Genomic DNA, 13,941 nt, shown 5'->3' with positions numbered 1-13,941 from the left:
CCCCGCCATTTGCACGACCGAGGATACTCAAGGATGTCTTTTCGCCGGATGTTTCAACACAAAAAGGGTGTACTGCCGGGTCTCGTTGCCGCCGCATTGATGTTGCCGGCCTTGGCCCACGCCTTCGAACCCTTTGTCGTGCGGGATATCCGCGTAGAGGGTATTCAACGAACAGACGCCGGCACCGTCTTTGGTTATCTTCCCGTCAAAGTCGGCGAGAAATTCACCGAAGAAGAAGCCACCGAAGCCATTCGCCGCTTGTATGGCACGGGCTTTTTCACCGACGTTCAGATCCAGACGGACAATAATGTCGTCGTCGTGGTCGTCCAGGAACGTCCGACCATCGCCTCCGTTAATTTCAACGGCATGCGCGAGTTCGACTCCAAGGCCATCACCACGTCGCTCGCCCAGGTCGGTTTTGCGGAAGGCCGCATTTTCGACCGCTCCATGCTCGAGCGCGCTGAATACGAACTGAAACAGCAGTATCTGTCCAAGGGCAAGTACGGCGTCGAAGTCACCTCCACCGTCACGCCGCTGCCGCGCAATCGCGTCGGCGTCAGTTTCGATGTGTTCGAGGGCTCGGTCGCCCGCATCCAGGAAATTCGTTTCGTCGGCAATAAAGCCTTCTCCGAAAGCGATCTGCTGGACGAATTCAAGCTCACCACCCCGGGCTGGCTGACCTGGTACACGGATACCGACAAATACTCGCGCGAAAAGCTCGAGGGCGACCTCGAACGCCTGCGCTCGTTCTACCTGGATCAGGGTTACCTTGAGTTCTCGGTCGAGCCGCCGCAAGTCACCATTTCGCCGGACCGCAAGGATATCCGCATCACGATCACCGTCCATGAAGGCGAGCCCTACAAGGTGCGCAGCGTAAAGCTGGCGGGAAACCTGCTGGGCCTGGACAAGGAAATCAACGACCTGGTGCAGATCAAGGCGGGCGAGACCTTCTCGGCCGCCAAGACCAACGATTCCGCCAAGGCGATCACCGACTACCTGGGTGAACTGGGCTACGCGTTCGCCAACGTCAACCCGAACCCGCAGCTCGACCGCGCCAAGCACGAAGCCGACCTGACCTTCTACGTTGATCCGAGCCGCCGCGTCTATGTGCGCCGCATCCAGATCGGCGGCAACACCCGTACCCGCGACGAAGTCGTGCGCCGCGAAATGCGCCAGCAGGAAGCCGCCTGGTACGACGCCGCCGACATCAAGACTTCGCGCGACCGCGTCGACCGCCTGGGTTACTTCAGCGACGTCAACGTCAAGACCGATCCGGTCCCGGGCTCGCCCGACCAGGTCGACGTCAACGTCGACGTGAAGGAAAAGCCCACCGGCATGATCAACCTGGGCGTGGGCTACGGCTCGTCCGAAAAGGCGATTCTGTCGGCTGGCATCAGCGAAGACAACGTCTTCGGCAGCGGCACCAACCTGACGCTGCAACTGAACACCAGCAAGACGAACCGCGCGGTGGTGCTGTCGCACACCGATCCATACTGGACCAAGGACGGCATCAGCCGCACCACATCCGCGTACTACCGCGTGACCGAGCCCTGGAACAACAACGACGGTGACTACCGCGTCAAGGCCATGGGCCTCGGCATGAACTTCGGTATCCCGATCTCGGAGTATGACCGCGTCTTCCTGGGCGCCAACTTCGAACGCAACCAGATCGACCTGTACAACAACTCGCCGGCGGCCTACGAGCACTTCGTCGACCAGTATGGCGATTCGACCAATTCGGTGATTTTCAGCGCCGGCTGGTCCAAGGACACGCGTGACAGCGCGCTGGCGCCGACCAAGGGTTCGTACACGCGCCTGAAGGCCGACCTGTCGACCGTCGACCTGCAATACACCATGCTGACGGCGCAGCAGCAGTACTACGTGCCGCTGGGCGGCTCGTACACGCTGGCGCTCAACGGCATGGTTGATTGGGGCCGGAGCTACGGCAGCAACGATTACCCGGTCATCAAGAACGTCTATGCCGGCGGTATCGGCACCGTCCGCGGCTATGAAGGCTCGTCGCTGGGTCCGCGCGACGTCAAGACGGGCGACTACCTGGGCGGCACGCGCCGCATCGTGGCAAACGCGCAGCTCTACCTGCCGTTCCCGGGCGCGTCCAAGGACCGCACGTTGCGTTGGTTCATTTTCAGCGACGCCGGTCAGGTGTCGGCAGGCAGCGGCCTCTCCTGCACGGGCGGCCGGGACAATACCGAGGTCGAAGATCCGTGCGGCTGGCGTTTCTCGGCGGGCGTGGGCCTGTCCTGGCAATCGCCGATGGGTCCGCTGCAGTTGTCTTATGCGCGGCCGCTCAATTCCAAGCCGGGCGACGACAAGCAAAGCTTCCAGTTCCAGATCGGGACCGGATTCTAAGCGAGGCGTTACTCTTGAAAACAAGGGCAGGGCCCACCGGCCCAGCGTCCTTGCTGTTTAGTGGCACAATACACACTTTGGCTTTGCCTTACTGGAAGGTGAGATTTTCATGATGTCTGATTTCGCACTTAAATCATCGAAGACGCTGGGCGCGAAGCGCCGTGGCAAGCTGGGCGGCTCCATTGCCCTGGTGGGTGCGCTCATTCTCGGTTCGGCTGCCGCGATCCCCGCCCAAGCGCAAAACACCAAGATCGGTTTCGTCAATACCGAACGCATCCTGCGCGAATCGGGTCCGGCCAAGACTGCCCAGAGCAAGATCGAAGCCGAATTCAAGAAGCGCGACGACGAACTCCAACGCCTGAACAACAGCCTGCGCTCGCAAGCCGAGAAGTTCGACAAGGACGCCCCCGTCCTGTCGGAATCCGACCGCGTCAAGCGCCAGCGCGAACTGGCCAACCTGGACACCGACCTGCAGCGCAAGCGCCGCGAATTCCAGGAAGACTTCAACCGCCGCCGCAACGAAGAATTCTCGGGCATCGTGTCCAAGGCCAATGACGCCATCAAGCGCATCGCCGAACAGGAAAACTACGACCTGATCATCCAGGACGCAGTGACGGTCAACCCCCGCATCGACATCACCGACAAGGTGATTCAGAGCCTGGGCAAGTAAAGCGATACCCGTCTAGTCATGCCGGTTTTACTGGATCTTGCCCGCGCGCCGACACTCGAAGCAATGTTGAGCGCCGCCAATACCCAGGGTATGGACTGGCGTATCAGTGCGGTTCCCGGCGCAGACCCCATGCGGGTCTGCGGCATCGGGACCCTGTCTTCGGCCGGTCCTCAGGAAATCTCCTTCCTGTCCAACCCCCGCTATCAAAGCCAGCTTGGCGCAACCGGAGCAGGGGCGGTCATCGTCTCTCCCGACGTCGCCGAGGCGCTTGAGGCCCAGGGCACCGACCGGCCGCCGTTCGCATTGGTCGTCTGCAAGCATCCCTATCTGCTTTACGCGCGCGTCGCGCAGTGGTTTGACACTGCCCGCAGACCCGCCTTGCCCGCAGATACGCATCCCTCCGCCGTGGTCGCGCCAGACGCCATCATCGAAGAGGGTGTGCGCGTCGGCCCCAACTGCGTCGTCGAAGCTGGCGTGCGGATCGGGCGCGGCACGGTGCTGGGTCCGGGTTGCGTCGTCGGCGCTGGTTCGTCCATCGGTCCCGACGGCCGGCTGCATGCCAACGTCACGCTGTACGAAGGTGTGAAGATCGGCGCCCGGGTCATCCTGCATAGCGGATCGGTGCTTGGCGCCGACGGCTTCGGCTTTGCGCCGGATCCTTCGCTGGGCAAGGGCGCCTGGGGCAAGATTCCGCAGTTTGGCGGCGTGTCCCTTGGCGACGACGTCGAAATCGGCGCCAACACCACCGTCGATCGCGGCGCACTCGAAGACACCTTTCTGGCTGACGGCGTGAAGCTCGACAACCAGATCATGATCGGCCACAACTGCCGCATCGGGGCGCATACCGCGATGGCGGCGTGCGTCGGGGTCGCAGGCTCCACGACCATCGGCGAGCGCTGCACCATCGGCGGCGCCGCGATGCTTTCGGGCCATCTGGTGCTGGGCGACGACGTGCATATCTCGGGCGGCACGGCTGTGACGTCCAATATTTCCAAGCCTGGCCGCTATACCGGGGTCTTCCCGTACGCGGAGCATGGCGAATGGCAGCGCAACGCCGCCGTGATACAACAGTTGGCGCAGTTGCGCCGCCGTTTGCGCACGCTGGAAAAGGACTAGGGCGCGTTCGCCGCCCTGGCGCGCGCGCGCCGCCACCTTATTTAATTTCGCAGGAACGCATAGAAAAATGGAACTCGACATCAAGGGGATCATGGAGAGGCTGCCGCATCGCTACCCGATGCTGCTGATTGACCGTGTTGTGGAAATGGTGCCTGGCAAGTCCATCGTCGCCATCAAGAACGTCTCGATCAACGAGCCGTTTTTCAACGGTCACTTTCCTCACCATCCGGTGATGCCGGGCGTGCTCATCGTTGAAGCCATGGCCCAGGCCTCGGCGCTGTTCTCCTTCACGGACGAGAACGGTGGCCTCAAGTGCGAAGGCGCCAAGACCGCCTATTACCTGGTCGGCATCGATGGCGCGCGCTTCCGCCGTCCCGTCGTTCCGGGCGACCAGCTGCGCATTGAGGTTGAAGCTGAACGCCTGAGCCGCAGCATCTGTAAGTATCAAGCACGCGCGACCGTCGATGGCCAGGAAGTGGCGTCGGCCAAGCTGATGTGCGCGATTCGCAGCCTGGAAGAGTAAATGGCAGGAAACATCCATCCCACCGCTGTTGTCGATCCGGCGGCAAAAATCGACCCGACCGCGGTCATCGGCCCGTTCGCAGTGGTGGGGCCCGATGTGACCGTCGGTGCGGGGACCGAAATTGGCCCGTACTGCATGATCGACGGCGTGACCACCATCGGTCGCGACAACCGGTTCTATCGGTACTGCTCCATCGGCGGCATGCCGCAGGACAAGAAGTACGCGGGCGAGCCCACCCGGCTGACCATCGGCGACCGCAACACGGTCCGCGAATTCGTCACGCTGAACACCGGCACCACGCAAGACGGCGGCGAAACGACGTTGGGCGACGACAACTGGATCATGGCCTACGTTCACGTGGCCCATGACTGCCACATCGGCAGCCACACGATCCTGGCCAACTCGGTGCAGCTTGGCGGCCACGTGCACGTGGGCGACTGGGCGATCATCGGCGGCCTGACCGGTGTGCACCAGTTCTCGCGCGTGGGCGCGCACACCATGACGGGCGGCAACAGCTCGCTCATGCAGGACACGCCGCCGTTCGTCCTGGCTGCCGGCAACCCGTGCCGTCCGGTGGGTGTCAACGTCGAAGGCCTGAAGCGCCGCGGCTTTTCCGCCACTTCCATTTCGGCCCTGCGCGAAGCCTACAAGATCATCTACCGCCGGGGCTTGTCCCTGGACGCGGCACGCGCCGAATTGCGCGACCGCCAGCAGGCCATCCCCGAAGCTGCGGAACACCTGCAGACGCTGCTGGACTTCCTGGACGTCGCCTCCCGCGGCATCATCCGCCCATGAGCACCCGGATCGGCATGGTGGCCGGCGAGCCTTCGGGCGACCTGCTGGCCGGGCGCATCATTGCCGGTCTGCAAGCGCGCGACAACGGCGTGCGTTGCGAAGGCATTGGCGGGCCGCAGATGCAGGCCCGTGATTTTGAAGCCTGGCACCCGATGCACGCGCTGACCGTGTTCGGTTACGTGGACGCGCTCAAGCGCCTGCCCAGCCTGCTGGCCACCTACCGCGACGTAAAACGCCGCTGGCTGGCCGAGCCGCCCGCTGTGTTCGTCGGCATCGACGCGCCTGACTTCAACCTGCGCCTTGAGCATCAGTTGCGGCAGGCAGGTACGCCAACGGTGCATTTCGTGGGGCCCTCGATCTGGGCGTGGCGCTACGAACGCATTCACAAGATCCGCGAATCGGTATCGCACATGCTGGTGCTGTTTCCGTTCGAGGAAGAGATCTACCGCAAAGAAGGCATTCCGGTTACGTACGTGGGCCATCCGCTGGCCGGCGCCGTGCCGATGCAGCCCGACCGCGCCGCCGCCCGCGAACGCCTGGGTATCGACCAGAACGCCCGCGTGCTGGCGATCCTGCCCGGCAGCCGCTCGTCCGAGATCCGCCTGCTGGCGCCGCGCTTCCTGCAGGCCGCCCAGCAACTGCTGAAGAAAGATCCGGCCTTGCAGTGCATCGTGCCCATGGTCAATGACCAGCGGCGGGCGGAATTCCTTGAAATCCTGGCGCAGCATCCGGTGCCCGGCCTGCGCTGCGTCACCGCGCAGGACCTGCACGGCGAGGGCGGCGACCGCAAGGCACCGGTGGCCTGGTCCGTCATGGAAGCCGCCACGGCGGTCCTCGTCGCCAGCGGCACCGCTACGCTCGAGACGGCGCTGTTCAAGCGGCCCATGGTCATTTCCTATGTGTTGTCGCCGTGGATGCGGCGCATCATGGCCTGGAAGTCCGGCCAGCAGCGCCCGTACCTGCCGTGGGTGGGTCTGCCCAACGTGCTGCTGCGTGACTTTGTTGTCCCTGAGCTTTTGCAGGACGACGCGACGCCCGATAAACTGGCCGAAGCGACTTGGCAAGCGTTGACCGACGACGCGCTCATCGCACGCGTGGAGGCGCGCTTTACCGCCATGCATCAAGACCTGTTGCGCGATACGCCGGCGCTGGCCGCGCAGGCGATCCTGGAGGTGGCCGATGGAGCAGCCTGAGCTTTTCGTGGCGCCCGAGCAGCCTGCGTTGCTGACCGCCGGCGTTGACGAGGCCGGCCGCGGGCCGCTGGCAGGCGAGGTCTACGCGGCCGCCGTCATTCTTGATCCGTCACGTTTCATCGACGGGCTGGCCGATTCCAAGGTGCTGACTGCGGTCCGCCGCGAGGAACTGGCACTGCAGATCAAGGAACGGGCGCTTGCCTGGTGCATCGCCAGCGCCACCGTCGCCGAAATCGACAGCCTGAATATCCTGCGCGCCACCATGCTGGCCATGCAGCGGGCCGTTCAAGGCCTGGCCACCGTGCCGCAACTGGCCCTGGTGGACGGCAATCAGGCGCCCAAGCTGCGCTGCACCGTGCAAACCGTCATCAAGGGCGACGCGCTCGTGCCTGCCATCTCGGCCGCCTCCATTCTTGCCAAGACCGCTCGCGACGCGGACCTGCTGCGCCTGCATACGTTGTATCCGCAGTACGCGTTCGATCAGCACAAGGGCTATGGCACGGCGCTGCATCTGCAACGGCTGCGCGAGCACGGCCCGTGCGCCGAACACCGGCGCAGCTTTGCTCCCATCAAGGCTTTCGGCCTGGTTTCATGAAGCACATCAGTTCCCGGGACAACCCGGCGGTCAAGGCGCTGGTCAAGCTGGCCGGCACGGCCGGTAAGCGCGGCGCACCCGTGCTGCTCGACGGCGTCCATCTGTGCCAGGCCTGGCTGCAGCATTACGGCCCGCCGGATCGGGCGATCTTCGACGTGGACCGCCTGTCCCAGCCCGATATCGCCGCGCTTGCCGCGGCCGTGCCGGACAACGTCAGCCTCGCGCTGGACGCGCGGCTGATGCACGCCGTGGCCGCGGTGGAAAGCGGGCAGGGCGTTGCCTTCCTGGTCACGCCGCCCGTTCCGGCGCTGCCTGCGCAGGTCGATGAAACCTGCGTCCTGTTTGACCGTATCCAGGATCCCGGCAACGTGGGTACGCTGTTGCGCACGTCCGCCGCAGCGGGCATCAAGCGCGTGTTCCTGGCAACAGGGACGGCGGCGGCGTGGTCGCCCAAGGTGCTGCGCAGTGGCCAAGGCGCGCACTTTGCTCTCGAGATCCACGAGCACGCCGACCTGGAGGCTCTGCTGCCCCGCCTGCGCGTGCCGCTGGTGGCGACCGCCCTGGACGGCTCGCGCGATCTTTTCGCGGACCGCCTGCCTGAACAGTGCGCATGGATTTTTGGCCACGAAGGCCAGGGCGTGGTGCCGGCGCTGCTGGCGGCCGCCAGCCTGAAGGTGCGCATTCCGCACGACGCTGCGGCCGTGGAGTCGCTGAACGTCGGCGCCGCCGCGGCGATCTGCCTGTTCGAGCAGCGCCGGCAGAGCAGCGCGCGCCTTCGCCGCTGAGCCGGCGCAAGGCGCGCCGCCTTTCGCCCCACTGAAGGGCTGGCTTTGGCCAGCCCCTCTGCCTTATCCCCGATCCAGTCCAACTTCCTGCAGCACCGTGGTGGCGATCTCTTCGATCGACTTTGTGGTGCTGGACAGCCAGGAAATGCCCTCGCGACGCATCATGCGTTCGGCTTCCGCCACTTCGTAGCGGCATTGTTCCAGTTGGGCGTAGCGGCTGTTGGGGCGGCGTTCGTTGCGGACTTCCGCCAGGCGTTCCGGCTGGATCGACAGGCCGAACAGCTTGGCGCGGTGCGGCGCAATGGTGGAGGGCAGGGTGCCGCGTTCGAAGTCGTCCGGCGTCAACGGGAAGTTGGCGGCCTTGATGGCGTACTGCATGGCCAGATACAGGCTGGTGGGCGTCTTGCCGCACCGCGAGACCCCGACCAGGATCACGTCGGCCTGATCGAGCTGGTTCACGAACTGGCCGTCGTCATGCGCCAGGCTGAAGTTGATGGCGTCGATCCGGTTCCGGTATTTTTCCGAGTTGGCCTGCATATGCGACCGGCCGATGGAATGGCTGGACTTCAACCCCAGCGCCTGCTCGATATGGCTGACGAACGTTCCGAACAGATCCAGGAAAATTCCGTTCGCCTGTCGAACGCGGGCCAGGATTTCCGGGTTGACCAGGGTGCTGAAAACGATGGGCGGGACGCCCGCGTCCTGGGCGCTCCGGTCGATCCGCATGGCGACTTCCGCAGCCTTTTCCAGCGTGTCCACGAAGGGCAGCCGGATGGGCTTGAAATTGACCTCTTCGAACTGCGAAAGCACGGACTGGCTGAACGTTTCCGCGGTGATGCCGGTACTGTCGGAAACGATGTATACCGTGCGTACGATAGGGGTAGATGTCATGTGTAAAAAATTCCAACCAGGCAGATGGCCGGACGTACTCCACCGAGTACAATCAGGCCCCTATAAGTCACCCCAAGGGCGGTCCAAGGCCAGTTTGGTCAGCGTCTGAAATCGGTTCTGTGAAGGCCGGAAAACTCGTTTTTTCCGGCATCAAAAACAGCACGATTCAGCCATTGACCAAACTCGCTTTCATTCCATTGTAAAAGGTGACTTCAATGTCGTATGTTGTTTTGTTCGAGCAGCTCCGCATGACGGACGTGGACTCGGTAGGAGGCAAGAACGCATCTCTTGGCGAAATGATCAGCCAGCTGTCTGGCGCGGGTGTCCGCGTGCCGGGCGGCTTTGCCACGACCGCTGACGCCTTCCGCGACTTCCTGAAGGCCTCCGGCCTGGACAAGCGGATCGCCGAACGCCTGACCACGCTGAATCCCGAAGACGTGCGCGAACTGGCCACCGCCGGCGCGCAGATTCGCCAATGGATCGTCGACGCACCGTTCTCGCCCGAGTTCGAATCGCAGATCCGCGAAGCCTTTGCCAAGCTCGATGCTGACGGCAAGGGCTCGTTTGCCGTGCGCTCCTCCGCCACGGCCGAAGACCTGCCCGACGCCTCGTTCGCCGGCCAGCAGGAAACCTTCCTGAACGTCGTGGGCATCGATGACGTGCTGGACAAGATCCGCCACGTGTTCGCGTCGCTGTACAACGACCGCGCCATTTCCTATCGCGTGCACAAGGGCTACGCCCACGCCGACGTCGCCTTGTCGGCCGGCATCCAGCGCATGGTGCGTTCCGACAAGGGCAGCGCCGGCGTCATGTTCACCATCGACACCGAATCGGGCTTCCAGGACGTCGTGTTCATCACGTCCTCGTATGGTCTGGGCGAAACCGTCGTGCAGGGCGCCGTCAACCCCGACGAGTTCTACGTCTTCAAGCCCACGCTGGAACAGGGCCACTATCCCATCGTCGGCCGCCGTATCGGCTCCAAGCTGATCAAGATGGAATTCGATCCCGAGCGCCCCGAAGGTCGTGCCGTGCGCACGGTGGATGTGCCGGTGTCCGAGCGCAACCGCTACTCGCTGACCGACGACGAGGTCAACGAACTGGCCCGCTACGCCGTCATCATCGAAAAGCACTACCAGCGTCCGATGGACATCGAGTGGGGCCGCGACGGCATCGACGGCAAGATCTACATCCTGCAGGCGCGTCCGGAAACCGTGAAGTCGCAGCAGGGCGTCAATGACGTGCAGCAGCGCTACCGCCTGAAGGCGACCGGCCAGGTCCTGATCACCGGCCGTGCCATCGGCCAGAAGATCGGTTCGGGTCCGGTGCGCGTGGTGGGCGACATCTCCGACATGGACAAGGTCCAGCCGGGCGACGTTCTGGTCACCGACATGACGGATCCCAACTGGGAGCCCGTGATGAAGCGCGCCTCGGCCATCGTGACGAACCGCGGCGGCCGCACGTGCCACGCGGCGATCATCGCGCGTGAGCTGGGCATTCCGGCGGTGGTGGGCTGCGGCAACGCGACCGACCTGCTCAAGGAAGGCCAGGCCGTGACCGTGTCGTGCGCCGAAGGCGACGAAGGCCGCATCTATGACGGCCTGATCGAAACCGAGGTCGAGGAAGTGCGCCGCGGCGACATGCCCGCCATCGATCTGAAGATCATGATGAACGTGGGCAACCCCCAACTGGCGTTCGACTTCGCCCAGATTCCGAACGGCGGCGTCGGCCTGGCTCGCCTGGAATTCATCATCAACAACAACATCGGCATCCACCCGAAGGCGGTCCTGGACTACCCGAACGTGGACGGCGAGCTGAAGAAGGCCGTGGAATCGGCCGCCCGTGGCCATGCCAGCCCGCGCGCCTTCTTCGTCGAGAAGATGGCTGAAGGCGTGGCGACCATCGCCGCCGCCTTCTACCCCAAGCCGGTCATCGTGCGCATGTCGGACTTCAAGTCCAACGAATACCGCAAGCTGGTCGGCGGCTCGCGCTACGAGCCCGAGGAAGAGAACCCCATGCTGGGCTTCCGCGGCGCGTCGCGCTACATCGCCGAAGACTTCGCCGAGTGCTTCCGCATGGAATGCGAAGCGCTCAAGAAGGTGCGCGATGAAATGGGCCTGACGAACGTCGAAATCATGGTGCCGTTCGTGCGCACGCTGGGTCAGGCCGAGAAGGTCGTGAACCTGCTTGCCAAGCACGGCCTGGCGCGCGGCGAAAACGGCCTGAAGCTGATCATGATGTGCGAGGTTCCGTCCAACGCCATTTTGGCCGACGAATTCCTGCAGTACTTCGATGGCTTCTCCATCGGCTCGAACGATATGACCCAGCTCACGCTGGGCCTGGACCGCGACTCGGGCATGGAACTCTTGGCCGCCGACTTCGACGAGCGCGACGAAGCCGTCAAGTTCATGCTGCGCCGTGCGATCAAGGCATGCCTGGCCGCCAAGAAGTACGTGGGTATCTGCGGCCAAGGCCCCAGCGACCATCCGGACTTCGCGCAGTGGCTGAAGGACGAAGGCATCCTGTCGATGTCGCTGAATCCGGACACCGTTGTCGATACGTGGCAGCGTCTGGCCAAGAACTGATTGGCCGGTTGAAGGGAAAGCCCCGCGTCCTTATGGGACGCGGGGCTTTTTTTATACGGCGTGGGAATAGGGCGCAGCCGCGCTAATGGAAAAGTGCTCGTCGAGCCTCGGCGACGAATGCTCTCTTCAGATGCCCCCGATCAAAGTAAGAGTCTTCTGATATCCATAGATTGGATCGTGTGACGTAATGGACCCCGTATTCCATTCGCGTCCGTTGCGAAATTCTTCATTTGCAGCGGACGCGTCTCCATAGGCGGACCGCGCGCTCATGGCAAGTGCGAAAGGTCTGTCGCTGCGGGAGCACGTCATTCCTACCCAATCCGATCTGCGGTTCACTTTCACCATTGGCGACGAGTCATTTGAAGTCGTCGAATTTACGCTGCAGGAAGGGTTGTCCGAGACCTTCCTGCTGGAAGTGGACCTGGCCAGCGCCAATTCCGCCATCGATTTCGGCGCAGTCCTGGACGGCGCGGCACTGCTGACCATCTGGCACGGCGACACGCCGGTGCGGTACGTACACGGCGCGGTCTCCGCTTTCGCTCAGCGCGATACGGGCTTTCGCCGCTCACGCTATTCCGTGATCGTCGAGCCGCGTCTGGCGCGCTTGAAACTGAGTTCCGACTGGCGCATCTTCCAGTCGCAAAGCGTCCCGCAGATCGCTGAGGCGGTGCTCAAGGCGCATGGTCTCAACCAGGATTACGAGCAGCGCAGCACCACCGAACACCAGGCGCGCGAATACTGCGTGCAGGCCGGCGACACCGACTATCACTTCGTCGAGCGCATCATGCGCGAGGAAGGCTTTTTCTACTCCTTCCGCCATGCCGCCGAGGGCCATAAGCTGATCCACAGCGACCGCCTGTTCATCCATGGCCGCGTCGGTGATGAACCGGTTCAGTACAACCCCACGCCCGGCGGCGACCAGCCGCGGCCAGCGCTGCGCCGCTTCTCGTACACCGAGAACGTGCGCACCGCGCGCCAGACCCAGCGCGACTACACCTTTCACCATCCGCGCTACACCCACCAGCACAGCCGCGATGGCCGAGATCTGGACCATCAAGGCCGCCGTTACGAGCGCTACGACTATCCCGCTCGGGCCAAGTTCGACGAAGCCGGCAAGCCCTTCGCCGAGAACCGTCTGCGCGGCCATCGCCGCGATTCGCGCGTCGCCTTCGTTGAAGGCGATGACCCGCGGCTCCAGCCAGGCATTTCATTCACCCTCGCCGATCATCCGCGCGAAGACCTGAACCGCGGCTGGCGTCCGGTACGCATTGTCCACCGGGGCATCCAACACACGAGTCAGGCCGAGGAAAGTGCACAAGCCCAGATGGGTACGCACTACAGCCACGAAGCCGAACTGGTCCCGGACGACGCCGAGTGGCGGGCAGAACCGCTACCCAGGCCCCGCATCGATGGCCCGCAGAACGCCATGGTGGTCGGCCCGCCCAATGAAGAGATCTATACCGATGAGTACGGCCGGGTGAAGGTCCAGTTCCCGTGGGATCGGCTCGGCAAGGAGGACGAACGCAGCTCCTGCTGGATCCGCGTTTCACAGGACATCGCCGGCGCGACCTGGGGTCACATGGCTATCCCGCGCATTGGGCAGGAGGTCATCGTCTCTTACTTCGATGGGGATCCGGACCAGCCTGTGATCACCGGCCGCGCCTACAACCGCCTGCAATTGCCGCCCTACGAACTGCCGCGACATAAGACGCGGATGACGATCAAGAGCAAGACCCACAAGGGCGAGGGGTACAACGAACTGCGTTTTGAAGATGAGAAGGACCAGGAAGAAATCTACGTCCATGCGCAGAAGGACCAGAACATCCACGTCAACAACGACGAGTCGACGTTCGTGGGCCATCACCGCAGCGAGCAGGTCGAGAACGATGAAACCATCATCATCGGCCACGACCGCATGGAGACGGTGGGCAACGACGAACAGGTCAACATCGGCCAGGACCGGCGGCATGACATAGGGCGGGATGACTGTTTGACCGTGGGGCGCAATCACATCGTCCACACCGCCAAGGACCGCACCGAGGAAGTGGGCAACAACCGCCGCGACCAGACCGCAGCGAATCATTGGGTGAGTATAGGCGGACACCAGGAGCATACGGTCGAGGGGTACTCGGAACTGCAGGCGGGGCAGGCGATCCGGCAGCGCACGAAGGTTTTTGAGAGCCAAGCGGCAGAGAGCCTGACTATCAAGGGGCCGGGGGGAACCATCCGAATCGACGCGTCAGGTATCACGCTTGATGGGGTCGCCATTCTGATCGAGGGTCCGATGAATCAAAAGCCCGGTGGCGGCACGAACTCTATCTCCGTCAACGGCACGCCGGAACCCGGCGAACCCGTTTGTGTGGGATGCCTGCTGAAAGCCATCGCAGAAGGCCGCAGCGTCGTGCGGTTCGGTGGATAGGC

General features: G+C 63.5%; 11 protein-coding genes. 10 read left to right on the top strand and 1 reads right to left on the bottom strand.

The features are described 5' to 3' along the window. The first annotated feature begins 33 nt into the window (after nt 1–33). The 8 genes from bamA to HV681_RS04645 all read left to right on the top strand — a co-directional run bounded on the left by bamA (nt 34) and on the right by HV681_RS04645 (nt 8,047). Nucleotides 34–2,370 carry an outer membrane protein assembly factor BamA gene (gene bamA / locus HV681_RS04680; RefSeq protein ID WP_175121927.1) on the top strand — a complete coding sequence of 779 codons (2,337 nt, stop codon included), beginning with the start codon at nt 34–36 and terminating at the stop codon, nt 2,368–2,370. A 109-nt stretch (nt 2,371–2,479) separates the two neighbouring features. Further along, the gene (locus HV681_RS04675) at nt 2,480–3,040 is read left to right on the top strand and encodes an OmpH/Skp family outer membrane protein (RefSeq protein ID WP_175121926.1); all 561 of its coding nucleotides are present in this window, start codon (nt 2,480–2,482) and stop codon (nt 3,038–3,040) included. An 18-nt stretch (nt 3,041–3,058) separates the two neighbouring features. Next, complete coding sequence (lpxD, locus tag HV681_RS04670; protein ID WP_175121925.1) at nt 3,059–4,156, top strand: UDP-3-O-(3-hydroxymyristoyl)glucosamine N-acyltransferase; 1,098 nt, start codon at nt 3,059–3,061, stop codon at nt 4,154–4,156. A 67-nt stretch (nt 4,157–4,223) separates the two neighbouring features. After that, a complete protein-coding gene (fabZ, locus tag HV681_RS04665) occupies nt 4,224–4,679 on the top strand; it encodes a 3-hydroxyacyl-ACP dehydratase FabZ (RefSeq protein WP_006385190.1) in 456 nt (151 codons plus the stop codon). Then, nucleotides 4,680–5,474: an acyl-ACP--UDP-N-acetylglucosamine O-acyltransferase gene (gene lpxA, locus HV681_RS04660; protein WP_175121924.1), complete on the top strand. Its 795-nt coding sequence runs from the start codon at nt 4,680–4,682 to the stop codon at nt 5,472–5,474. It abuts the gene before it with no gap. Then, the gene (lpxB, locus tag HV681_RS04655; protein ID WP_175121923.1) at nt 5,471–6,667 is read left to right on the top strand and encodes a lipid-A-disaccharide synthase; all 1,197 of its coding nucleotides are present in this window, start codon (nt 5,471–5,473) and stop codon (nt 6,665–6,667) included. The genes lpxA and lpxB overlap by 4 nt, the downstream gene beginning before the upstream one ends. Next, on the top strand, nt 6,654–7,262 hold the full coding sequence (gene rnhB, locus HV681_RS04650) for a ribonuclease HII (RefSeq protein WP_175121922.1): 609 nt from the start codon (nt 6,654–6,656) through the stop codon (nt 7,260–7,262). Before lpxB ends, rnhB begins: the two co-directional genes overlap by 14 nt. Next, complete coding sequence (locus HV681_RS04645) at nt 7,259–8,047, top strand: TrmH family RNA methyltransferase (RefSeq protein WP_175121921.1); 789 nt, start codon at nt 7,259–7,261, stop codon at nt 8,045–8,047. Before rnhB ends, HV681_RS04645 begins: the two co-directional genes overlap by 4 nt. 63 nt (nt 8,048–8,110) lie before the next feature. Here HV681_RS04645 and ppsR read toward each other — a convergent pair whose 3' ends face one another. After that, nucleotides 8,111–8,938 carry a posphoenolpyruvate synthetase regulatory kinase/phosphorylase PpsR gene (gene ppsR / locus HV681_RS04640; protein ID WP_175121920.1) on the bottom strand — a complete coding sequence of 276 codons (828 nt, stop codon included), beginning with the start codon at nt 8,936–8,938 and terminating at the stop codon, nt 8,111–8,113. A 215-nt stretch (nt 8,939–9,153) separates the two neighbouring features. Here ppsR and ppsA point away from each other — a divergent pair, with 215 nt between their 5' ends. Continuing rightward, entirely contained in the window at nt 9,154–11,520 is a 2,367-nt protein-coding gene (gene ppsA / locus HV681_RS04635) for a phosphoenolpyruvate synthase (protein WP_175121919.1), read from the top strand. 268 nt (nt 11,521–11,788) lie between these two features. Further along, nucleotides 11,789–13,939, top strand: a complete 2,151-nt coding sequence (locus tag HV681_RS04630) for a type VI secretion system Vgr family protein (protein WP_254594881.1) — start codon at nt 11,789–11,791, stop codon at nt 13,937–13,939. Nucleotides 13,940–13,941 lie beyond the last annotated feature (2 nt).

Source organism: Achromobacter animicus, from assembly GCF_902859585.1.
GTDB classification, from domain to species: domain Bacteria; phylum Pseudomonadota; class Gammaproteobacteria; order Burkholderiales; family Burkholderiaceae_B; genus Achromobacter; species Achromobacter animicus.
Note: the sequence above shows the minus strand (reverse complement) of the source record. Positions and strands in the feature narration are given on the sequence as shown.

Coding starts and splice junctions, on each gene's coding strand:
- bamA (WP_175121927.1), top strand. CDS start 34: ATGTCTTTTCGCCGGATGTTTCAACACAAAAAGGGTGTACTGCCGGGT.
- HV681_RS04675 (WP_175121926.1), top strand. CDS start 2,480: ATGATGTCTGATTTCGCACTTAAATCATCGAAGACGCTGGGCGCGAAG.
- lpxD (WP_175121925.1), top strand. CDS start 3,059: ATGCCGGTTTTACTGGATCTTGCCCGCGCGCCGACACTCGAAGCAATG.
- fabZ (WP_006385190.1), top strand. CDS start 4,224: ATGGAACTCGACATCAAGGGGATCATGGAGAGGCTGCCGCATCGCTAC.
- lpxA (WP_175121924.1), top strand. CDS start 4,680: ATGGCAGGAAACATCCATCCCACCGCTGTTGTCGATCCGGCGGCAAAA.
- lpxB (WP_175121923.1), top strand. CDS start 5,471: ATGAGCACCCGGATCGGCATGGTGGCCGGCGAGCCTTCGGGCGACCTG.
- rnhB (WP_175121922.1), top strand. CDS start 6,654: ATGGAGCAGCCTGAGCTTTTCGTGGCGCCCGAGCAGCCTGCGTTGCTG.
- HV681_RS04645 (WP_175121921.1), top strand. CDS start 7,259: ATGAAGCACATCAGTTCCCGGGACAACCCGGCGGTCAAGGCGCTGGTC.
- ppsR (WP_175121920.1), bottom strand. CDS start 8,938: ATGACATCTACCCCTATCGTACGCACGGTATACATCGTTTCCGACAGT.
- ppsA (WP_175121919.1), top strand. CDS start 9,154: ATGTCGTATGTTGTTTTGTTCGAGCAGCTCCGCATGACGGACGTGGAC.
- HV681_RS04630 (WP_254594881.1), top strand. CDS start 11,789: ATGGCAAGTGCGAAAGGTCTGTCGCTGCGGGAGCACGTCATTCCTACC.